At 37.5% G+C, this 21,253-nt stretch carries 20 protein-coding genes; 7 read left to right on the top strand and 13 right to left on the bottom strand.

Annotated features, from left to right (window positions below; translation table 11 throughout):
- Positions 1 to 82: 82 nt before the first annotated feature.
- Positions 83 to 826 (bottom strand): Bax inhibitor-1/YccA family protein, encoded by a 744-nt coding sequence (locus J5V48_RS01705; protein WP_219936322.1) that lies wholly within the window; start codon positions 824 to 826, stop codon positions 83 to 85.
- 125 nt (positions 827 to 951) lie between these two features.
- Here J5V48_RS01705 and ung point away from each other — a divergent pair, with 125 nt between their 5' ends.
- Positions 952 to 1,641: a uracil-DNA glycosylase gene (gene ung / locus J5V48_RS01700; protein ID WP_219936318.1), complete on the top strand. Its 690-nt coding sequence runs from the start codon at positions 952 to 954 to the stop codon at positions 1,639 to 1,641.
- Between the two features lie 504 nt (positions 1,642 to 2,145).
- Here ung and pseF read toward each other — a convergent pair.
- The 4 genes from pseF to J5V48_RS01680 are packed head-to-tail and all read right to left on the bottom strand — an operon-like array spanning position 2,146 to position 6,550.
- Complete coding sequence (pseF, locus tag J5V48_RS01695; protein WP_219936315.1) at positions 2,146 to 2,835, bottom strand: pseudaminic acid cytidylyltransferase; 690 nt, start codon at positions 2,833 to 2,835, stop codon at positions 2,146 to 2,148.
- Positions 2,836 to 3,987 (bottom strand): UDP-4-amino-4,6-dideoxy-N-acetyl-beta-L-altrosamine transaminase, encoded by a 1,152-nt coding sequence (gene pseC / locus J5V48_RS01690; protein ID WP_219936313.1) that lies wholly within the window; start codon positions 3,985 to 3,987, stop codon positions 2,836 to 2,838.
- A gap of 1 nt (position 3,988) precedes the next feature.
- Complete coding sequence (gene pseB / locus J5V48_RS01685) at positions 3,989 to 5,002, bottom strand: UDP-N-acetylglucosamine 4,6-dehydratase (inverting) (protein ID WP_219936358.1); 1,014 nt, start codon at positions 5,000 to 5,002, stop codon at positions 3,989 to 3,991.
- A 36-nt stretch (positions 5,003 to 5,038) separates the two neighbouring features.
- Positions 5,039 to 6,550 carry a sigma-54 dependent transcriptional regulator gene (locus J5V48_RS01680; protein ID WP_219936306.1) on the bottom strand — a complete coding sequence of 504 codons (1,512 nt, stop codon included), beginning with the start codon at positions 6,548 to 6,550 and terminating at the stop codon, positions 5,039 to 5,041.
- Between the two features lie 323 nt (positions 6,551 to 6,873).
- On the opposite strand from J5V48_RS01680, the gene J5V48_RS01675 reads away from it, so the two are divergent.
- The 5 genes from J5V48_RS01675 (at position 6,874) to J5V48_RS01655 (ending at position 12,324) form a co-directional block, all read left to right on the top strand.
- The gene (locus tag J5V48_RS01675; protein ID WP_219936302.1) at positions 6,874 to 7,878 is read left to right on the top strand and encodes a glucosaminidase domain-containing protein; all 1,005 of its coding nucleotides are present in this window, start codon (positions 6,874 to 6,876) and stop codon (positions 7,876 to 7,878) included.
- Positions 7,879 to 7,938: 60 nt separating this feature from the next.
- On the top strand, positions 7,939 to 10,017 hold the full coding sequence (locus J5V48_RS01670; protein ID WP_219936298.1) for a FlgK family flagellar hook-associated protein: 2,079 nt from the start codon (positions 7,939 to 7,941) through the stop codon (positions 10,015 to 10,017).
- A 14-nt stretch (positions 10,018 to 10,031) separates the two neighbouring features.
- On the top strand, positions 10,032 to 11,276 hold the full coding sequence (flgL, locus tag J5V48_RS01665; RefSeq protein ID WP_219936295.1) for a flagellar hook-associated protein FlgL: 1,245 nt from the start codon (positions 10,032 to 10,034) through the stop codon (positions 11,274 to 11,276).
- Between the two features lie 18 nt (positions 11,277 to 11,294).
- A complete protein-coding gene (locus J5V48_RS01660; protein ID WP_219936290.1) occupies positions 11,295 to 11,579 on the top strand; it encodes a hypothetical protein in 285 nt (94 codons plus the stop codon).
- Between the two features lie 241 nt (positions 11,580 to 11,820).
- Positions 11,821 to 12,324 (top strand): flagellar protein FlaG, encoded by a 504-nt coding sequence (locus tag J5V48_RS01655; protein ID WP_219936286.1) that lies wholly within the window; start codon positions 11,821 to 11,823, stop codon positions 12,322 to 12,324.
- A gap of 59 nt (positions 12,325 to 12,383) precedes the next feature.
- Here J5V48_RS01655 and J5V48_RS01650 read toward each other — a convergent pair whose 3' ends face one another.
- The 3 genes from J5V48_RS01650 to J5V48_RS01640 are packed head-to-tail and all read right to left on the bottom strand — an operon-like array spanning position 12,384 to position 15,201.
- Positions 12,384 to 13,145, bottom strand: a complete 762-nt coding sequence (locus J5V48_RS01650) for an aminotransferase class IV (RefSeq protein ID WP_219936284.1) — start codon at positions 13,143 to 13,145, stop codon at positions 12,384 to 12,386.
- Positions 13,136 to 14,608: an aminodeoxychorismate synthase component I gene (gene pabB, locus J5V48_RS01645; protein WP_219936282.1), complete on the bottom strand. Its 1,473-nt coding sequence runs from the start codon at positions 14,606 to 14,608 to the stop codon at positions 13,136 to 13,138. The genes J5V48_RS01650 and pabB overlap by 10 nt, the downstream gene beginning before the upstream one ends.
- Complete coding sequence (locus tag J5V48_RS01640; protein WP_219936280.1) at positions 14,605 to 15,201, bottom strand: anthranilate synthase component II; 597 nt, start codon at positions 15,199 to 15,201, stop codon at positions 14,605 to 14,607. Before J5V48_RS01640 ends, pabB begins: the two co-directional genes overlap by 4 nt.
- 264 nt (positions 15,202 to 15,465) lie before the next feature.
- On the opposite strand from J5V48_RS01640, the gene fliS reads away from it, so the two are divergent.
- Complete coding sequence (fliS, locus tag J5V48_RS01635) at positions 15,466 to 15,891, top strand: flagellar export chaperone FliS (protein ID WP_219936278.1); 426 nt, start codon at positions 15,466 to 15,468, stop codon at positions 15,889 to 15,891.
- 157 nt (positions 15,892 to 16,048) lie between these two features.
- Here fliS and pykF read toward each other — a convergent pair whose 3' ends face one another.
- From pykF to frdA, 5 genes are all read right to left on the bottom strand, one after another.
- Complete coding sequence (gene pykF / locus J5V48_RS01630) at positions 16,049 to 17,461, bottom strand: pyruvate kinase PykF (RefSeq protein WP_219936276.1); 1,413 nt, start codon at positions 17,459 to 17,461, stop codon at positions 16,049 to 16,051.
- Between the two features lie 164 nt (positions 17,462 to 17,625).
- Positions 17,626 to 18,003: a fumarate reductase subunit FrdD gene (frdD, locus tag J5V48_RS01625; protein ID WP_219936274.1), complete on the bottom strand. Its 378-nt coding sequence runs from the start codon at positions 18,001 to 18,003 to the stop codon at positions 17,626 to 17,628.
- 12 nt (positions 18,004 to 18,015) lie between these two features.
- Positions 18,016 to 18,468: a fumarate reductase subunit C gene (locus J5V48_RS01620; RefSeq protein WP_219936272.1), complete on the bottom strand. Its 453-nt coding sequence runs from the start codon at positions 18,466 to 18,468 to the stop codon at positions 18,016 to 18,018.
- A gap of 2 nt (positions 18,469 to 18,470) precedes the next feature.
- Positions 18,471 to 19,223, bottom strand: a complete 753-nt coding sequence (locus tag J5V48_RS01615; protein WP_219936270.1) for a succinate dehydrogenase/fumarate reductase iron-sulfur subunit — start codon at positions 19,221 to 19,223, stop codon at positions 18,471 to 18,473.
- A complete protein-coding gene (gene frdA, locus J5V48_RS01610; protein ID WP_219936268.1) occupies positions 19,223 to 21,031 on the bottom strand; it encodes a fumarate reductase (quinol) flavoprotein subunit in 1,809 nt (602 codons plus the stop codon). The genes J5V48_RS01615 and frdA overlap by 1 nt, the downstream gene beginning before the upstream one ends.
- Positions 21,032 to 21,253: the final 222 nt, after the last annotated feature.

Genomic DNA, 21,253 nt, shown 5'->3' with positions numbered 1-21,253 from the left:
GATATCTTTGTTTAAGGCAAAATCAATTGAAAAAAACAAACCTCCAAAATGGAGGTTTGCATATTCAACTAGCAGCTAACTGTTAGTTTTCTCTTTTTGATAATAACTTTAAGATCTCAATGTATAACCAGCAGATTGTTACTAATAATGAGAATGCATTGTAGTATTCAAAGTACTTTGGAAGACCCTGATCAACACCGCACTGGATTGCATCAAAATCAAGGATTAAGCTGAAAGCTGCAACAGCACATACAATCAGAGAAATAAGAATTGATAATGGGCCTGATGTTGGGATAAGAGCAGATCCGAACAGTACAAAAACCATGTTTAAAATGTACAGTACAAAGATGCCTGCAACAGCACCCATAATAATTGATTTGAAGCGCTGTGTTGGAACAATGATCTTATACTTCCACAGGAAAAGCATAGTCATAACAACAACGAATGTTGACATAACGGCAGTTGTTACAATGCCAGGAGCCTTAGCTTCAAATAATGATGAGATTGTACCTAAGCCTACACCTTCTAATACAGCATAGATTGGAGCTGTAATAGGAGCAGTTGTTGGCTTGAAGATTGTAACAAGTGAAACTATAAAAGCAGCTATTACAGAGAAGCCCATAAGGAAAGTAGGAGCTTTGCCGTAGTAGTAGAGCTGACCTAAAGAGTAGTTCATAGCCATATAACCGATGATTAGGGTTACTGCAACAAGGATAATTGATTTTGTGGTTGTACCCTGAATAGTAGCTGTTTGCTCAGCTGTACCACCAAAGTTATAACCTGCAGTTTTTCCGATTACGGAAATGGCAGGATTTGATGATTGCATAGTTATCTCCTTAAAAAAATAAAATAGGTTTTTTATAACTTAATAGTGTTTTTTTTCATTATACAATAAGTTCTCGATTAAAATAAGGATTAGAAATTCAATAATAATTCTCAAAGGTATTATATATGCAGACTTGGAAAGAAGTGATTGGCCAGTTAAAACAGACAGATTTTTTCAAACATGCCTATGCTTATCAGAAACAGCAACGTATGCTTGGAATAAACGTATTTCCACCTGAAGATCAGATCTTCAATGCATTTGTATATACACCATTTGAAAAACTAAAAGTCGTTATCATAGGTCAGGATCCATATCATGAAAAGGGGCAGGCAATGGGACTTAGCTTCTCTGTACCTGTTGGAATACCTGTTCCAAGATCTCTTTGCAATATATACAAGGAGCTTACAGATGATATTCCTGGCTTTAAGATCCCAAATCATGGAAATCTTGTACCATGGGCAAGACAGGGCGTATTACTTTTAAATACAGTATTAACAGTAAACGAAGCTCAGGCAAATTCTCACAAAGGTCAGGGCTGGGAGAATTTTACAGATGGTGTTATAAAAGCTATCAGCTCTGGATGCTCAAATATTGTATTTTTGCTTTGGGGAAATAATGCTGCACAAAAAGCCTCGCTGATAGACGGTGCAAAGCACCTTGTTCTAACCTCAGCCCATCCAAGTCCATTGTCAGCATCAAAAGGTTTTTTTGGAAATCACCATTTTTCAAAAACAAATGAATATCTTTTAGCTCATGGAAAAAGGCCGATAAACTGGCAGCTTCCTGAATTTCTTGATGGAACTGAGGAGCTATAAAAATTGTGAAATAATAAAACCGTAAAATATGCACGGTAAAAGTACAGAAAAACGTTTGCGTTGTTTACGATCCCTTATGTATCATTGTTTTAAGTGCTTTTAAATAAAAAAATACCGAAAAATTGTTTTGAAAAAATTGTTGCTGTTGTGTTAGCATTTTGCATATTTGTGTGACTACTATCACGTTTATTTTGGATGTAATAAAGTAACATTACAGACATGCTATGTAGCTTAGTTATGTTTTTGCTTTGGAGCAAAAACATACGTGATAGCTTTCATAAAGGTGAATTGGTGGTTGAGTATCTACTGGTACTCAACCTTTTTTTGTTTGGTTGAATACTAAAATAATTTTAATATTCAGCTTTAGGAATAAAGCTTGAGAAAAGTTTACATCAGGATAAATAAAAGAAAAGAAGCAGAATTATAAAAAAAGCCTTTTATCAAAAAATATTTTTGAAAAAGGCCTTATTCTATCTGTATTAGGTCAAACTGACATTTTATAATTTAGTCAAGTTTCAATGAGTTTACAGCATTGTACAGTGCTCTTGCCAAGTCCCAGTCCTCAGGTGTATCAATATCAATAACCCTGTGTCTTGGCATCCGATAACAGATAGCCTTATCTTCACACTTGCCTTCAAGCAGTTCACTTGAATAAATATAGAAAAGACCACAGTCCTGATAGCATTTAGCAAGATCCTGTGATCTTGTCATAGCATACTGAGGCTCTCTGTAGCTTATGAAGCCTTCATTATCCATGATAAATGCTCTTTGTATAGGAAATGGGAACTCACATACACTGATTAATGACTTTGCTTCACTCTTTTCAAAATCACTATATGCATTTATAAGATGATTGTCACAAAGAAGTGGGGCAGTTGCATAAATACAGCAAACTGTATCTGGGGCATATTCTTCTTTTAATCTGTTGTATGCATCTTTAACAACAGCAAACGTACCTGTAAAGTCATCAGCTAAAGTCTTATCTCTTAAAAATGGTACTTTTGCACCATATTCTTCAGAAATAGCTGCAATTTGCTCATCATCAGTTGAAACTATTACATCATCAAAAAGATTTGATTTTAAAGCCTGTATGATTGGGTAGGCAATCAGTGGTTTTCCATTAAAATCTTTTATGTTTTTTCTAGGAATTCTTTTTGAACCGCCTCTTGCGGGAATCACTGCTATATTTTTCATTTACATCTCATCTGCAAGCTTTAGTATGCATGCACTAACCATCTGCTGATCAACCTTTGTCATGTTTGGATACAGAGGAATGGAAATGGTATGCGAAAAGAAGTATTCTGCACCTTCAAGAGGAGGATAGTTTTTCAGACTCTGATAATAAGGGTGTCTGTAAATTGGCAGATAATGGATCTGCACAAAAATTCCCTTATCTCTCAAGGCATTAAACAGATAATCTCTTTTATCATTTAATACAATTAACTGATACAAGTGCCAGGAGCTTTCGTTTCCTTGACTGTCAGGAACAGGACATTTAATAAGATCATGCTTTAACAGCTCAGGATAAGCTTTTGCATGTGCTCTTCGTTTACTTAAAAAATCGTCAATTTTATTAAGCTGGCTGATACCAAGCGCTGCTTGAAGGTCGGATAGCCTGTAATTAAAACCAAGCTCCTGCATTTCATAATAATAAGCAGGCATATTTTTATTAACAAGCTTATCCTTATCATGAACAATTCCATGTGCAGCATAGCTTTTGATAATAGAGTAGAATCTTTCATTGTTAGTAAGACACATACCGCCTTCTGCTGTGGTAATAATCTTTACCGGGTGAAATGAAAGAACAGTGATATCTGAATATTTGTTAGAACCTATCATGCTGCCTCTGTATGTGGCACCAAGAGCATGAGCTGCATCCTCGAGCAGATAGAATCCGTATTCAAGTTTTAATTTGTAAAGTCTTTCAAGATCGACAGCTCGCCCTGAAAGATGCACCGCTACAACAACCTTTGGAAGTTTGTTTTTCTTTTTTGCTTCTATAAGCATCTGTTCAAGCGCATCAATGTTCATGTTGCCTGTATATTTGTCTACATCAACAAATGATACATCTGCACCAAGGAATCTGGCACAGTTTGCAGAGGCTACAAAGCTTACAGCTGATACAAAAACAGTACACTTGCTGTCAACTCCAAGTGCAATCATTGCAAGGTGAAGAGCAGAGGTACAGGAATTGACAGCGACAGAAAAGCGACTGCCTGTATAGGTAGCCACTTCAGTTTCAAACCTTTTTACAGCAGGACCGCAGGTCAGATAATCAGACTGAAGAACTTCTTTTACTGCTTCTATATCGTCATTATCGATAGTCTGAGTACTGTACGGGATCATATTATTTTACCTGCTGTTCTAAAAATTCTACAATTTCCTTAACTGTCAGATAATGCGGATTGTTAAAGGAGTTATATTCAAATCCAATTGGTACAGGCTTACCTTCCTCTCCAATCTTCGTGGTCTTGTATTCGTCAGGATCCTGTTTACCAAAGAAGGTAATGGAAGGTCTTATGATAAAGAAGTCCTTAAATTCAATGGTATGCATTGAATCATCGCGAGGACACATAAGTTCATGAATTTTCTCGCCAGGACGGATTCCTATAACTTTCTGTGGAATGTTTGGAGCGATAGCAGTTGCAAGATCGACAATCTTGATTGATGGGATCTTAGGAACGAATACCTCACCGCCATTCATTCTTACTAGAGCTTTAAGTACGAACTCAACACCCTGCTTTAATGAAATCCAGAATCTTGTCATCTGACTATCTGTAATAGGGATGAATTGTGCTTTTTCCTCAACGAGTTTTCTAAAGAATGGAACAACAGAGCCTCTAGAGCCTGAAACATTACCATAGCGTACAACAGAGAATCTTGTTTTGCCTTCACCTACAAGATTGTTTGCTGCAGTAAACAGCTTGTCAGAGCAAAGCTTGGTTGCACCATAAAGATTAATTGGGTTTGCAGCCTTATCTGTTGATAGAGCAACAACTTTTTCTATACCACATTCAATTGCTGCCTCAATAACATTTTCTGCACCGTTGATATTGGTTTTGATACATTCCATTGGATTGTATTCAGCAGCTGGTACCTGTTTGATAGCTGCAGCGTGAACTACTATATCAACACCTTTCATCGCCAGTTTCAGTCTGGCTAAATCGCGGACATCACCGATAAAATAACGCAGTTTCTCGCTATACTCTGCAAGACGCTGCTGCATTTCATACTGCTTTAATTCATCTCTTGAATAAACGATTACTTTTTTTATATCGTAATTTTCAAGAACTGTTTTAATGAATTTGTTACCAAAAGAGCCTGTGCCTCCTGTAACAAGAATTGTTTTGTTTTTAAGCAGTTTGCTTATTGATTCATTAATGTCCATAGTTTGTTCCTAATTAGAAGCAGCGATATTATATTTTTTCATTTTTTCAACAAGAGTTGTTCGACGCAGTCCTAAAATTTCGGATGCTTTTGCGACAACACCGTTACTCTGCTGTAGAGCCTGCTTAATCATATTGATTTCAATATTAGAAACCATATCCTTTAAATTTATTCCATCAGGATTTAAAGTAGGCATAAAAGCTTGAGCCATATCATTTTCACCTTCAATAACAGGTAAAGGTGGAAGATCGATTGGCTTGTTGTCTGCTTCCTCTACATCAAAGCTATCTTCTTGAATTTCATCGCCTGGCAGAGGAACTGAGAAGTTATCAAGAAGAGCCATTCTCTCTTCGAATGGATCATCCTCAAGCTTTCCTCCCCTATAGGTAATAGGCAGATCTCCTACATCAACAATTTCATTTGGATGCAAGATGAGAAGTCTTTCTACAAGGTTTGACAGTTCTCTAACATTTCCAGGCCAGTTACAGCTCATCAGCTGCAACATAGCTCTTTGTGTAAATCTTACAGTAGATTTCTGCTCTTTTGAGTGACGGTTGACAAGTTCCTGAACTAAAAGTGGAATATCGTCACTTCTATCTCTTAAAGGAGGAGTCTGAATTGGGAATACATTCAGTCTGTAGAAAAGATCCTGTCTGAACAACTTTTCTTCAACCATCTTTTCAAGGTTCTGATGAGTTGCGGCAATAACTCTTACATCAGCACTGATAGGCTTGTTAGAGCCGACTCTTTCAAACTGTCTTTCCTGTAGAACACGTAAAAGCTTTACTTGCATCTGAAGCGGCATATCACCGATTTCATCCAGGAAGATAGTACCACCCTGTGCAAGTTCAAAACGGCCCTCATGAGAACTGATAGCACCTGTAAAAGCACCTTTCTCGTGACCGAAAAGTTCTGATTCTAAAAGCTCTGCAGGGATTGCTCCGCAGTTTACAGGAACGAAATTCTTGTTCTTTCTTTTTGAAAGTTCATGAATAGCTCTTGCTACAACTTCCTTTCCTGTACCTGATTCACCAAGAATAAGTACAGATGCATCTGTAGATGCTACCTGTTCAATAAGTCTTCTTACATTAGTAATAGCCTTACCCTGACCTACAAGCATTTTTATGAGGGTAGCTGCACCACTGCCTGATTTTGATGAGAATTTTCTCATGGTTCTGAATGACTGGCAGTAGTGTAATAAAGAGACAATCTCATCGTAATTTGGATCGTCACTTATAGAGCCTAAAAGATTAGAGTATGAACTTAAATCATCTTTAATATTTTCTGAGCACAGTAAAAAGGCTGTATCCTGATGCTTTGACAATAATTCATCTGCCCTTATGGCATCTGTATCACCAAGAACACAGAAGTCCACATTTGAATCTTCCGCGTCAAAATATGACAGACAGTCGTTTACATCACCACTCTGACAGGAAAGACCTAAAAAAGAGAAGATTGTTTCAAGAGACTGTCTTTTTGATGCATCCTTTTCAAGGATTAGCAGATTACCTGAGAACTGCATATGACATACCTAATTTAATAATAAATACTTTTCTAGTATCTATCATACAATAACTAACAAAAATAATGACAAAATTTTGACTAAAAAATACAAAAATCATTATAAATTGTGAGCAACGTTGTTTTTTAAAAACACAATAATATATTGAAAAGTCTGGATTTTGCTTCATTAATTGTTATTGGCGCATATTATCTAATATTTACCTAAGTCGTCAAAAAAAAGTTGTAACGTTTATTTTTTATATGGTCATATTTTTATCTGGCACGTTCATTGCATCTGCTTAGTAAATTGAAAAAAATCGTCTATTTTTTGTCAGGTGAGTTATGAGTGAAGATCTACTAATTGCAAATACTGCAAATACAGCTAAAACCGATATTGGTTTTGCAGCTGATCATCGCAGTCTGCAGAAACTCAAAAAACTCGGTCAGGGCGATAAAAAAGATCAGGCTTTAGCTTTAAAAGCAGCGGCAGAGCAGTTTGAAGCTTTGCTCAACAAATACTGGCTTGATGCAATGAAGCAGACTAATGAGACTATAAATCCTGATTCTCCATTGCATTCAAAGTATTCATCATTCTTTGACGATATGCTTTCAACTCAGTATGTCGGTTCAATGAATTCAAAAACATCTATTAACAAGAATTCTGTTACCTACCTTATTACAAAGCAGTTTGCCAAGTCCTTAGGTGATGAGGGAAAAGCTCTTATGGCAGAGCTTGACAAGATGTCTGTAGGTCAGAGAAGCAAAGAGAGCTACGTAAAAGGCTCTAACGTATCTTTAAGCACTCTTGCCTCCTTAAAGGTTGATGCAAATGCTTCTGTTTCAAGACTTAAAGATTTATATGGATCTATTAAGGAAAATGCAGATCTTAAGAATATTCAGGACGAGGAGGATTTTGTCAAGAAGATCATGCCTTATGCTCTAAAGGCTGTAGAAGGCATTGGATTTAATCCATTGGTTTTAGTTGCACAGGCAGCCCTTGAAACAGGCTGGGGTCGTCATGTTTCTGACAACAACAATTATTTTGGTATCAAGGCCAATGATTCTTACAAGGGAGAAAAAACAAGCGAACTTACCTCTGAGTATATAAACGGTAAGAAAGTCAACGTTATAGACAGGTTCAGAAAATACTCAGGTGTCCTTGAGAGTATGAAGGATTATATAAGCTTTATTAAAGATAATCCAAGATACAAGGATGCAATAGATAAAAGTTATAGTCCCGACGAATATTTTGAGCAGATTCATAAGGCCGGATACGCTACAGATCCTGACTATGCAGACAAACTCAAAAAAATTTCACGAAAAATTGCATTTATGGCATACAAATAGCATATGTAATTTTGAAGAGTGAAAAATGGCAGAAATTTGCCACTTTAGGGGATAGTAAGAATGTCAACTGATTTAATCATTACCGGTAAGTATGGCGTATTAAATTCGCAGAAGTTATTGAATGCTACTTCAAATAACATCAATAACGTAAATACTGAAGGCTATGTTAGAAAGGAAACACAGACCTACACATCATGTGTAGACTGGGGTGTTGGTGCAACCTATACCCGTCGTGTTTATGACAAATACGTTCAGCGTCAGCTTTTTGTTGATAACGGTATTGCTTCTTACTACAATGCTTTTGGTCTTGGTATGAAGACTACTGACAGTGTTTTGTCAGATGCTGATATGTCTATTGCTAAAGCAGCATCTTCATTTTTTGATGAATTATCTACAGCAGCAAATACTCCTACCTCTTCTGCCAGCCGTAATAATGCTAAATCAAAATTAGAAAACCTTGTGCTGCGTATTAATTCAGCTACAGAATCAATGGTTGATTCTTTAAAGGATACCAATTCAAAGATTACTGATGATATCGATGATATCAACTCTTATAGTTATGCTATATGTAAGATAAATGCTCAGATCCGTTCTCTGTCTTTATCTGACAATTCTGTAAACAATGAAATCTATATGCAGATGTTGGATGAGCGCGATCGTTTAATAGGCGAACTGTCAAATCTTGCATCAGTCAATGTTAAAGAGCAGCAGGATGGATGCCTTGCTGTATACATGGATCAGGGTATGCTACTTGCTAATGGTGATACCTATGCAACTTTATCATCAGAAGCTAATCAGTTTGATAATACAAAAACTGATGTTTACATGCATTACAACGGTCTGAATGGCCCATCTAATCAGAATACAGGTAAGGTAAAACTGTCCAACAATCAGATTGGTGGTTCATTAGGTGGTTACTTAAATTCAACCGATCAGATCAGAAACAGTATGCGAGAGCTTGGAAAACTTACTGTAGCTCTTGCAGATGCTCTTAATGTCCAGAACAAGGCTGGTTTCACACTTGAAGATATTGCAGGTGATAACCTTCTTAACATTCCTTCAGTATGGGGTACATCAAATCAGAGCGGTATTAACGACAACTCAATTTTGGCAACCTTCAATGAAGGTCAGGGTTCAAATGTTCAGGGCTATGATTTCCAGGTATCCTTTGTTGACGGTGAACTTAACGTATACAGAGTAGATGAAGGTAAAGGCAAGGTAAATATTACCGCTGATCTTCCTGCAGGTGCTGTATCAGAAGCTGGTGGTAAGACTTATATCAATCTGTCAGAATATGGTATTACTCTGACAATGAACAAGGATCTTACAACCTTAAAGAATGATGGTACTATTTTCCTTGTTCAGCCAACAATGATGGTAGGCTCTCTGGTTTCATCTAATGTATCAAAACCAGAGGATTTTGCCTTTGCATCAGCAGTAAGAACAAGAACTGCATCAGACAACTACGGTAATGCAACAATCTCATTATCAAGATGTACAAATACCGGTGCTGCTTATGGTGTATCTGTTGATCCTACAACAAAGCACCCTGTATTCAATGCTGGTGCTCCAACTCAGATTCAGATTGATAATGCAGGTAATTATCTGATTAAAGATAGTGCAGGTAACCTATTAGGTAGAGCTCCTGCTTCTTGCAACGGTGTGAATGTTCTTGCAAATGCAGTGACATATGATGCTGCAGCAGGTGCCTTTACAACAACACCAATGAGGGATTATGGCTATGATGTAAGTGTTAGCGGTACCGTAAAGGATAACGACAAATTCTACATCGAGATAAATACAGGTGGTCAGGCAGATAATTCAAACGGTAATGCCTTAATTGCACTTCGTAACAAGACTATTGTAAGAACAACAGGTTCAGAGCAGGTTACAACCTTTAATGACGGTTATGCAAATCTTTTAGCTAAGGTTGGCTCTGATGTTTCAGCTGCAAGTGCAAACTATGAAGCAGCTGTTGCAAAACAGGAGCAGACACAGAAACTGTATGATTCAAGTGCTGGTGTAAATCTTGATGAAGAGGCAGCAAATCTTCTTATGTTCCAGCAGTCATACTCAGCTTGTTCAAAGATTATTGAAGCAAGTCAGACTGTATTTAATGCACTGTTAAATGCAATGTAATGGAGGGATTGTAAATGAGAATTTCAACTACAATGCAGTTTACCAGCTCTCTGAAATATATTCAGAATGCTAATTCAAAGGTAGACGAGAATGCTCAGAAATACAATACCGGTGAAAAGTTCCAGACAGCAGGTGAAGATCCTTCAGGAATGGCCTCAAAGGTTAAGTATGAAGGTGCTATCAGTGCATATACACAGTTTAACAAGGATGGCGGTCTTGCCAACAATACCTTATCAGAGGAAGAAACTGCTCTAGAATCAATGTGGTCTGCTTTATCAAGTATCCATTCAAGACTGATTCAGTGTGTTGATGGCTCAAACGATCAGAACAGTCTTGATGCTTTAGCTGCAGAAATAGAGCAGATGCGTGATCATCTTTATAATCTGATGAATACTCAGAATACTGAAGGTGAGTATATCTTCTCAGGTGCAAGATCAGATGTTCCTACATTCTCATTAACATCTGATGGTCATTATACATGTCAGGCTGACGGCTCTGTAAGAGAAGTTCTTGTAGCACCTGGTGTAACAGTGCAGGTTTCAGATTCTGGTCTTGATATCTTTGAAAACTGCAGAAAGTCAAATTCAATGACAGTAGCCGGTACACCTGCTGTCACAGCAGCTGTTATCAGCAATTATGGAGATTTTGATGATTTGTATGAAAACTATTACTCATCATCAATAGGCCCAACTGTTAACAATCATTTAAGAGTAGAGGTCCTGGCAGACGGTACTTTTTCTCTTGTAAAAGATAGACTTGATGCAACAGGTGCAGTAACTGGTACTGACGTAATTGAAACTGGTGAAATAGATAAAATGAATTCCACCATTACTGTAAAGGGAATGGAGTTTTATCTTCCATCAAGCAATTACGTTGGAAATATTGACGTAGAGCTCAATGCACCTAAAACAGACAATATTTTAAATGTTCTAACCAATCTTGCTAATGATATTCAAAATGAGTCTTTATCAAAGACAGAAAAGACTGCCAGAATCGCAGCAGGGCAGAAAGATGTTCAGATTGCAATGAACCGTTATGACTCATACCGTGGTCAGATTGGCGCAAGACAGAATACTATTCAAACTGTTATGACTTCTAATACATCTCTATCAGACATTAAAACCGAATCAAAGGCAAATGTATCAGAGATGGACGCGTTTGAGGCTGCATCAAATCTCGTGCAGTCACAGAATCAGCTGACAGTTTCAAGACAGATTTACAGTATGCTGCAAAAGCAGTCATTGTTCGATTATATATAATGCAAAGGGGTGAGAATTATGATTAACAATATTAATTCAGTTCAGACAGGACAAGTTCCTTTAGTATCTGCAAAGAGTAATGCTACAGGATCTGTTATGGATAACAGAGCTAATCTTAATCAGAAGTCATCAATTGTTGAACTTCAGACAAAGGTTGGTGATGTAAATTCAAAAGCTGAGTCAAAGGTAACAGCTGAAAATGCAAAATCTTTTGTATCAGATATTACATCAATGCTGTTAAAAACAGATGGTGCATTTCAGTCAAATCTGAATGGTTTTGATGCAGCAAGATTACTGTCATAACCTAAATTATCAGATCTTTTAGAAAAAATACTGACAAAGGATTTTTCATTGTCGGTATTTTTTTTACTTAAAAATCATAAGCATAGTTATATTTCTCAATAAAACTGCAGAAAAAAATAATTTTTTTTGTTTTTTTATTAAAGTTTGCAAATTTTCATCCGATAATTTATATAGCTGAAAAAGTATTATTTCTTTTCAGGAGAGAGAGGATGACTCCTCAGTTACTGAGGGGAGGTGGGCTATGAGCGATATTACTATTACTTATTCAAATGCAGTAGCGTCAGATGTCGGTAAATATATCAGTACACAGAAAGAAAGTTCCTATGCTCAGTCAAAAACAGATAAAACTGTAAATGACACTCAAGAGCTTAAAAAAGAGAATAGAATTTCTACTTTATCTGATAAAAAGACAGAAGACGTAGAAAAAAATAAAGATACTGAACAGGTAGATTCTGAAAAGCAGGTATCAAGGGCTGTTCAGGAAATCAACGAGAAAAGAATCAAGGAGCGAATGGAAGCTCTTAACAGGCAGTATATCGGTTTGAATTTCAGTATTGATAAGGAAACCGAGAGCACTGTTGTAAAGGTTACAGACATGAATACGAAAAAACTCGTAAGACAGATCCCATCTGAAGAGTTTTTGAAAATGTCTGAGCGTTTAGACGATCTCCAGGCAAAGACTGGTCTTAGCCAGGATGATAAAAAGAGTATAGCCAAGGGCATAATCTTTGACGAGAACGCATAACCTGCTATTCTGCTCCTGAATTTTAGCCACTATTCTTTTAGATAGTGGCTTTATTCTTTTTAATCTATGCTTTTAACAATCATTTGTCCCATAAGTGCATTTGTAATGAATATTCTGTCAGCATTATAAAGACAGTCTATTGTGAACAGTCCTTCAACTATCTTAAATCCTGATTTTCTGTAATCTTCAATTACATGAGCGCGCATGATTCCATCAAGGCATCCTGTAGCTAATGATGGAGTATAAAGCGTGTTTTCCTTTATCCAGAATATATTTGATATACAGCATTCTGTAATAAAACCATCTGTATTCAGTCTAACTGCCTCATTAAAGCCTCTTGATTTTGCAGCATGTAAAGCAAGGATATTTTCTGCATTAGACAGGCATTTTATTCCTGATGTAAGTGCATATGGATTTATCTTATAGTCGCTGATACAAAGTTTATAGCCTATTTCTTTTTGCTCCTTTGTATAAAATCTGTTCTGCCACTCAATAAGACAGATAGTGTCAGGATATGCATCAGCTAAAAGAGAAATTCTGATAGCTCCTCTTAGAACATTTAAATCCTTTAGCAGAGACTCAACGCAGCTCTTTATTGTTTTATAATCAAGATCAGTTTCAAGACCTGTTTTTTGTGCAGCTCTTATGAGTCTTTCATAGTGCTCTAAAAGATATTCGCCTGTTGCAGTTTCATTTTCTGTCTTTATGACCTTTATTGTTTCAAAGACACCAATGCCGTTTTTTAATCCAGCACAATTTACTAATTTTTCACACTCCTCACTATTGAGTTTATTTACTGTTTTATTTTTAATTATGAGCATAATACATCCTTAAATACTCTTGCCTTTAATAAACTTTCTGAATATTCACTGTCAGGATCTGAATCCCATACAATGCCTCCACCAGCGCTGATATATGCTTTTGAATCTGACACAACAACAGTTCTTATGGCGATATTAAACTGCATGTTCTCTGATATATCGATATACCCAATAGAGCCTGTATACAGCTCTCTTGGTGAATGCTCAAGTTTTCTAATATGATTTATTGCAGATAATTTTGGAGCACCTGTAATAGATCCACCAGGAAAGGTTGCCTTTAGTACATCAGCAACAGTTACAAAATCATCTAGTTTGCCTTCAATGTTAGATACAAGATGATAAAGAGTTGGATATTCTTCAATTTCAAATAGAGAGGTTACTTTTACAGATCCTGCCTTGCAGATTTTTCCAAAATCATTTCTCTCAAGATCTACAATCATAAGAAGTTCAGATCGATCCTTTTTGCTGTTTTTAAGCTTATTTACAAGTTTTTCATTTAGTTTTTCATCATCCGTTTTTTTGATTGTTCCTTTTATAGGTCTTGTTTGAATTGTTTTATCTTGAACTTTTATGAATAGCTCTGGTGATGATGACACCACATGGAAGTTGTCGCATTTAAAAAATGAAGCAAAAGGAGATGGGTTTATCTTTTTTAGTTTCTTGAACAGATCTATTGGCGACTTTAAATAATCTGTGCTGAATCTTGCTGTATAGTTAATCTGATAAACATCACCTTTAAAGATAGCATTGTGAACCTCATTGAGATCGGCAATATACTGCTCGTACGTCACATCTGATTTAAATGTACTTTTGGCAGATAACTCTTTAGTTTTCTTTTGGGTGATATTTTTAGTTTTTTTCTTTTGTATAAAATCCTTTAAACCGCTGATTAATTTCTCTGATAGAGCAGAACAGTTAAAACCAGTAAGATAAATACAGTTATCTTTATGATCTCTAATTATTGAATTTAGGCAGAATCGAAACATCAAAACTGGAAGTCCTATTCTGTTTTTTACATTTGGCAAAGAGATCTTGTTTTTAGGCAGATGGCATTGATAATCATAAGATATCATTCCTATAAAGCCTGAATAAAAAGGAAGGGATCCAGATAAATCTGCACTGAATTGCTGTTTTATGATCTTTATAGAATCAGATATATATTCAAGTGCGTCATCTATTTGTTCTGAGGTCTTTTTTTCATCTTCTCTGCAGGAGATATATGAGCAGTCTTCATTGTATTTTGTATATACAGTTTCAATTGTATTGAATCCAATAATTGAATACTGGTTGGTTTTTGAGACTTCTTTTTCCTGACTATCAAGATAAATTGCATCAGAGTATTCACTTATAAAATACTCTTCAATTTCAGACCATGATATTATTTTGTTTAAATCTAATTTAACTGCTGATATATTGCAGTTATTCTCTGTTATCTGCCTTATTCTTTCATGTAAATTTTTCATATTTGACAATGATCCTTTTTGCAGATTTTATAAAAATTATCAAGCAAGGATAATCCAAACTCAGTAAGCAAAGCTTCTGGATGAAACTGTATTCCGTAGCAGTGATATTTTTGACTTGAAATTGCCATTACCTCATGATCGTCATTTGATACTGCGCTAATCTTAAAATCAGGTGGCAGTTTATCAACAACTAAAGAGTGATATCTGACTACATCAAATGTTTTAGGCGTTGTACTGAAGATGTCTGTCTGAATATTTGTTATTGAACTTATCTTTCCATGCATAGGAGATTTTGCTTTTCTGATTGAGCCGCCAAAAGCCTCAGCTATGATCTGATGACCGAGACAAACACCTAGCACAGGAATTGATTCGAATTTGTTTTTTGAAATTTTCTTTACAATATCAATGCAGTTTCCTGCATCTTTAGGCTCACCAGGACCTGGAGATAAGAGAACTCCTGATGGATTAAGGCTGATAACAAAATTTGCATCTATTTCGTCATTGGCACGAATGCAGAATGGAATTTTAAGGATTTTTAGATACTGAATAAGATTCCATGTAAATGAATCATAATTATCGATTACAAGAAGCAAGATACCACCACACTTTGATAAACAACATATATATTGGCTCATCACAAATGTGGGGATGTTTTTTTTAAACTACGCCAACGATGCTAATTATATTTGTAAACATACTGTAGTTGCAACACAAATCAAACATTGATTAGTTAAACTCAAAAGACAGCTTGTCCGATTTGAAAATAATACTTAAAATATTCTAAGATTTGCCGTTAACTAAGTTAGTGATAATAATTATAATTAAAAAATGTGTATTTTTGATTTGCAGGAGATCAAATGTACGGACGTAACCTTAAAGCATATAAAAAGACAAACCTAGAAGCTGAGCTTTCAGTTGCAGATCCTCACCGTATCATTCAGATGATGTATGAAGGTTTTATTGAAAGATTATCTCAGGCAAAAGGTGCAATTGTCAGACATGACTATGAATACAAGGCTGACAGAATCAATAAGGCTATAGGTATTCTTAATGGCCTTCAGTCATCATTAGACAAAAAGCAGAATCCTGAACTTGCTGACAGGATGTTTGCTCTGTATGAATACATGAAAGAGCTATTGAATAAGGCTTCAGTTTCCCTTGATATTGCTCCTATTGATGAGTGCATTAATCTTATTCTGCCAATTAAGCAGGCTTGGGATAAGATCCCTCAGGATGTAAAGGATGAAACCAACGCTAAGATACTGAACTCTCCTGATTTATAATCATTCTTCTGACTGTCTTCTGACAGTCACCTCTCAATTCAACACACAATACTGATTATTACTCAAAAAATAAGAGTAGAGCATATCTAAAACAGAATTTATTTTAAGAAAAGAAAAAGGAGCCGAAGCTCCTTTTTAAGAATGGTGAACTATCTTATTAGATAGTGTGAACTGACATTGTGTTTGTTACGCCATCAGGTACTAATGCACCGTTAACCATAACAATCTTATCGCCAGCCTTAGCTAAACCAGCCTCAACAGCGAACTTCTTGCCAAGCTCGAAGAATTCGTCAGTTGACTTTAATGCAGGGATAACCTTAGGTACAACACCACGAGTTACACATAACTGACGAGCAGCCTTCATGTTTGGTGTTAATGCTAAGATAGTTGCATTTGGATTGAACTTACGGATTGCACGTGCTGAGTGACCGTGGTTGGTTGCAACAACGATAACTGGTGCATCTAAGCTCTCTGCATCCTTAACAGCAGCTAAGCAAGCTGAATCAGTTACAGTGTGCTTTGACTCTACACGACGTAAAACCTTGTTCTCTAAGCAGTAAGCATCAGTACGCTCACAGATGGTGTTCATTGTAGAAACAGCCTCACGTGGGTATTTACCCTTAGCTGACTCACCTGATAACATAACTGCATCAGTACCGTCTAAGATAGCGTTGGTTACGTCACCTGCCTCTGCACGGGTAGGACGTGGGTTCTTGATCATAGAATCAAGCATCTGGGTAGCAGTGATAACTGGCTTACCAACTTCGTTACAACGCTTGATGATATGCTTCTGAGCGAAGATAACTTCCTGAGCTGGGATTTCAACACCCATGTCACCACGTGCAACCATGATACCGTCAGCAGTAGCAAGAATGTCTTCGAAGTTGTCTAAACCTTCCTGGTTTTCGATCTTACAGATGATCTTGATGTCGTTACCGCCGTTAGCGTCTAAGAAGTTGCGGATATCAAGAACGTCTTCTTTTGTTCTTGTGAAAGAAGCTGCGATGAAATCTACGCCACGCTTGATACCGAATAATAAGTCGCCCTTATCCTTCTCTGATAAGAATGGCATTGAAATGTGAGTGCATGGTAAGTTAACACCCTTGTGCTCACCTAGGTCGCCGTTGTTCTGAACTTCACAAACAACGTCAGTACCTGAAATCTCGATAACCTTTAAGCCGATTAAACCGTCGTCTAATAGAACAGTTGAGCCAACCTTTAAGTCTTTTGCTAAGTCTGGATAGGTAACGCCAACTTTTGACTTGTTACCAACAAATGATGCATCAGCGCATAAAGTGATTACATCGCCAGTCTTTAAAGAAACATCTTCACCATTTTCTAGATCGCATGTTCTGATTTCTGGACCCTTGGTATCTAAAAGAACAGCAAAGATCTTGCCAGTCTTTTCCATGATATCGTTGATATTGGTAATACGACCACCGTGCTCTTCGAAGTCACCGTGAGAGAAGTTTAAACGCATTACGTTCATACCAGTAGATAATAGGGTTTCCATGATTTCGCGCTTCTCGGATTTAGGACCGATAGTGCAGACCATTTTAGTCTTTTTCATAATAATACTCTCCAGATGGAGTTAAGGTTGATGAATAGTTGTTTAAAAATCACGGCAAATTATATCAGAAAAATTTTGTGATTTATGTTAATTTTTGATTAATGTTATCAAAAATAATCGGGGGATAAAATCCCCCGATATTTCAAGTATTTAAATACCTTAAATTAGAAGTATTTAACGTACATTAAAAGCTGTAAACCTAATGATACGAATGATACTGCAGCTGCAAGACCATAAGCGATGTACCAGGTAAGTTTTGAATGAATACCAAAGTCATGGCTAGAATGGTGCATTCTGTGCAGAGCATAGAATGATAACAGGAATACAACACCAAAAACGATCAGGCTTAATAGCCAGTTAGAGAAGATGTTGTGAACCTGGTTTAGGTTTAAAAAGCCGCTGTTTAAATCATCTGAGGTATAACCTGCAGCGATTAAAACCACCATGATTGCTGGTAATACCATTGATGCAACCATACCGCCTGCACCAAATAATAACCAGTACATTGGCTCATCTGAACGGGTTGGTAAGAACTGACGCATTGTAAATTCTCCTTATTTGGTTAAGTAAGCAACAGCTAGGATTACAACGGTAGCACCAATTAAGCCTGCATATAATGCAGCTTTAGTAACCCACTCTGGTAATAACTCGGTTGAGTTTTTGTTCATGAATACACGAACAGCTTTTGGCATAAGAGCGAACCAAGTTACAGCATGGAATAGCTGTGAAACAAGAATTACAACATTTAAACCCATAACTACTGGATTACCCAGGAAGTCCTGTAAGTACCAGATGTATGGTGAAATGCCGGTTAATGTAGCAGCCTGTGAGTACTCACATAATGCTAATGAGAAGATACCAAGTACGATCTCAAGAACAGCAAATAATGCTAGTACAGCAGTAGCTTCACGAACCATATAGAATACATAGAATGGATTCTCAAGCCACCAGGTAGCTTTCTTTACTGGTGGGTTGTATGGCTTACGATATGATTTAACTTCGCTCATTATTAATGCTCCGGTTTGATCATGTTAAATACGTAATCAGTAGCACTCATCTTCTTACCTAACTGAATAGCTGAAGAAGGATCTACGTGTTTTGGACATACTTCTGAGCAGTAGCCAACGAAAGTACAGCTCCAAGCACCTTCCTCTGAATTTAGGAAAGGAGCTCTTAACTTAGCACCAGCGTCACGGTTATCAACATTGTAACGATATAATAATGTTAACGCTGCAGGGCCGATGAACTTAGGATTTAGCTTGTACTGAGGACATGCTGCATAACAGCAACCACAGTTGATACACTGAGCGAACTGTAAGTAAGCTTCCATCTGCATAGGAGTCTGCTTGAAGTTCTTGTTTAATGGCATGTTAGCATTCTTAGCATCAGGAATGATGTAAGGCTTGATGCGCTCAATCTTTTCAATCAGATCGCTTAAGTCAACAACAAGATCACGCTCGATTGGGAAGTTTGCTAATGGCTCAATCTTCATTGACTTGCCTTCGTAGTCACGTAAGAAGGTCTTACATGCTAAGTGAGGAACACCATTAACCATCATACCACATGAACCGCAGACAGCCATACGGCATGACCAACGGAAAGATAGGCTTGGCTCAAAGTTGTCTTTGATGTAGAAAAGAGCCTCTAATACTGAGGTGTCCTTGTGATAAGGAACATCAAAGGTCTGTTCCCAAGGCTCTTTGTCCTGCTCTGGGCGATAGCGAAGAACAGTAACTTTCATAGTCTTCTGAGTTGCTTCCATTATTTAGCCTCCTTTGCCTTTCTTGCAGCTTCAGCAGCTTCTGCTTCAGCACCGTATACACGCTTAGCAGGCTGGAAGGTTGTGATCTTAACATCGCTGTACTTAATTTCTGGCTCATCTGCACCAGCAACTTTGAAAGCTAGTGAGTGCTTTAAGAAGTTTTCGTCATCACGCTGTCTGTATGCACCGTTAGGGCCATCTAAACGCTGGTGTGAACCACGTGATTCCTTACGGTTGATTGCTGAGTGAACCATACACTGAGCAACGTCTAGGGTGTAACCTAACTCGATTAAGTTCATCCATTCAGTATTGAATACACGACCTCTGTCGGTTAAGCCAACGTTCTTAACGCGCTTCTGTAATTCCTTTAAGGTGTCAATGGTCTTCTGCATTGATTCTTCTTCACGATAGATACCAACGCCTTCTTCCATTGTCTGACCCATCTCATGACGGATCTTAGATAATGACTCAGTGCCCTTAACATCGAATAATGAAAGTGCACGTGCCTGAGCTGCCTCAGCCTGACGATCTAGCTCTGCTGAATCGTGATCCTTAATCTGGTGTGCTCTTTCTGCCATAGCGTCACCACCGATCTTACCGAATACGATGGTCTCAACTAATGAGTTAGAACCTAAACGGTTTGCACCATGGATACCTACTGAAGCACACTCACCACCAGCATATAGACCTGGCATACGAGTCTGGGTATTGCCGTCAGTCTCAATACCACCCATTGTATAGTGAACAACAGGACGTACTGGAACTGGCTGCTTAACAGGATCAACACCTGAGTAAGTCTGAGCTAATTCGCAGATTAATGGTAGACGCTCGTGTAAGTACTTTTCACCTAAGTGAGTTAAGTCTAAGTGAACAGCCTCACCTAATGGGTACTTAATGGTACGACCCTTCTTTGATTCGTTCCAGAAAGCCTGTGACAGACGATCACGTGGACCTAATTCCATGTACTTGTTCTTTGGCTGGCCAACTGGAGTCTCAGGGCCTAAACCGTAATCCTGTAAGTAACGGTAGCCGTCCTTGTTATAAAGAACACCACCCTCACCACGACAACCTTCAGTCATTAACAGACCGCAACCTAATAAGCCGGTTGGGTGATACTGAACGAATTCCATATCACGTAAAGGTACGCCATGACGATAAGCTAATGCCATACCGTCACCGGTAACGATACCACCGTTGGTATTGAACAGATAGCAACGACCTGCACCACCAGTAGCTAAGAATACTGCCTTAGCATTGATCTGACGGAATACACCGTTCTGAAGATCATAGCAAACAACACCGCGGCACTCGCCATCTTCAACTAGAAGATCTAAAACGAAGTGCTCATCAAAGCGCTGAATTGAAGGGAATTTTACTGATGTCTGGTATAGAGTATGTAACATGTGGAAACCAGACTTATCAGCTGCGAACCAGGTGCGAGGAACCTTCATACCACCGAAACGACGAACGTTAACATTGCCATCTGGCTTGCGGCTCCAAGGACAGCCCCAGTGCTCTAACTGATATAATTCTTCTGGAGCCTGACGAACGAAACGTTCTACAACGTCCTGTTCACAAAGCCAGTCACCACCAGCAACTGTATCTTCAAAGTGCTTCTGATAAGAATCATCATCTCTTACTACACCTGCAGCACCACCTTCGGCAGCAACAGTGTGTGAACGCATTGGATATACTTTTGAAATGAGTGCAACACGAAGTTTTGGATCGGCCTGTGCTACAGCAATAGCTGCACGAAGACCAGTACCACCAGCACCCACGATCGCAACATCAGCTTGATATTTTTCCACGTGAATCTCCTAATAACCAAAAAAATTATGTGCATTATGCACAGTATCTTTGGATAGCAAGCAAAAAATCACGTTAATTATAGCTGAAAATAAATTTCTTTTTAAGAATTTTAAATGTCAGTTTTTATTAACGTGTTGAAAAATAATAAAAAAATAAATCTAGTATTTTAGAATTAAGTTTTTTTTACTAGATTTGTGCATGAAATCACGCATTGAAGGGGC

The organism is Succinivibrio faecicola, from assembly GCF_019448115.1.
In the GTDB taxonomy this organism is placed as follows: Bacteria; Pseudomonadota; Gammaproteobacteria; order Enterobacterales; family Succinivibrionaceae; genus Succinivibrio; species Succinivibrio faecicola.
This window is presented reverse-complemented; position numbering and strand designations above follow the sequence as displayed.

Bases quoted from the DNA above. Each gene is read 5' to 3' on its own strand.
- pabB (WP_219936282.1), bottom strand. From the start codon at position 14,608: ATGAAAAATTTACATGAAAGAATAAGGCAGATAACAGAGAATAACTGC.
- pseF (WP_219936315.1), bottom strand. From the start codon at position 2,835: ATGAAAAATATAGCAGTGATTCCCGCAAGAGGCGGTTCAAAAAGAATT.
- J5V48_RS01705 (WP_219936322.1), bottom strand. From the start codon at position 826: ATGCAATCATCAAATCCTGCCATTTCCGTAATCGGAAAAACTGCAGGT.
- J5V48_RS01660 (WP_219936290.1), top strand. From the start codon at position 11,295: ATGATTAACAATATTAATTCAGTTCAGACAGGACAAGTTCCTTTAGTA.
- frdD (WP_219936274.1), bottom strand. From the start codon at position 18,003: ATGCGTCAGTTCTTACCAACCCGTTCAGATGAGCCAATGTACTGGTTA.
- J5V48_RS01655 (WP_219936286.1), top strand. From the start codon at position 11,821: ATGAGCGATATTACTATTACTTATTCAAATGCAGTAGCGTCAGATGTC.
- J5V48_RS01615 (WP_219936270.1), bottom strand. From the start codon at position 19,223: ATGGAAGCAACTCAGAAGACTATGAAAGTTACTGTTCTTCGCTATCGC.
- fliS (WP_219936278.1), top strand. From the start codon at position 15,466: ATGTACGGACGTAACCTTAAAGCATATAAAAAGACAAACCTAGAAGCT.
- J5V48_RS01675 (WP_219936302.1), top strand. From the start codon at position 6,874: ATGAGTGAAGATCTACTAATTGCAAATACTGCAAATACAGCTAAAACC.
- pykF (WP_219936276.1), bottom strand. From the start codon at position 17,461: ATGAAAAAGACTAAAATGGTCTGCACTATCGGTCCTAAATCCGAGAAG.
- J5V48_RS01680 (WP_219936306.1), bottom strand. From the start codon at position 6,550: ATGCAGTTCTCAGGTAATCTGCTAATCCTTGAAAAGGATGCATCAAAA.
- pseC (WP_219936313.1), bottom strand. From the start codon at position 3,987: ATGATCCCGTACAGTACTCAGACTATCGATAATGACGATATAGAAGCA.
- ung (WP_219936318.1), top strand. From the start codon at position 952: ATGCAGACTTGGAAAGAAGTGATTGGCCAGTTAAAACAGACAGATTTT.
- J5V48_RS01620 (WP_219936272.1), bottom strand. From the start codon at position 18,468: ATGAGCGAAGTTAAATCATATCGTAAGCCATACAACCCACCAGTAAAG.
- flgL (WP_219936295.1), top strand. From the start codon at position 10,032: ATGAGAATTTCAACTACAATGCAGTTTACCAGCTCTCTGAAATATATT.
- J5V48_RS01670 (WP_219936298.1), top strand. From the start codon at position 7,939: ATGTCAACTGATTTAATCATTACCGGTAAGTATGGCGTATTAAATTCG.
- J5V48_RS01650 (WP_219936284.1), bottom strand. From the start codon at position 13,145: ATGCTCATAATTAAAAATAAAACAGTAAATAAACTCAATAGTGAGGAG.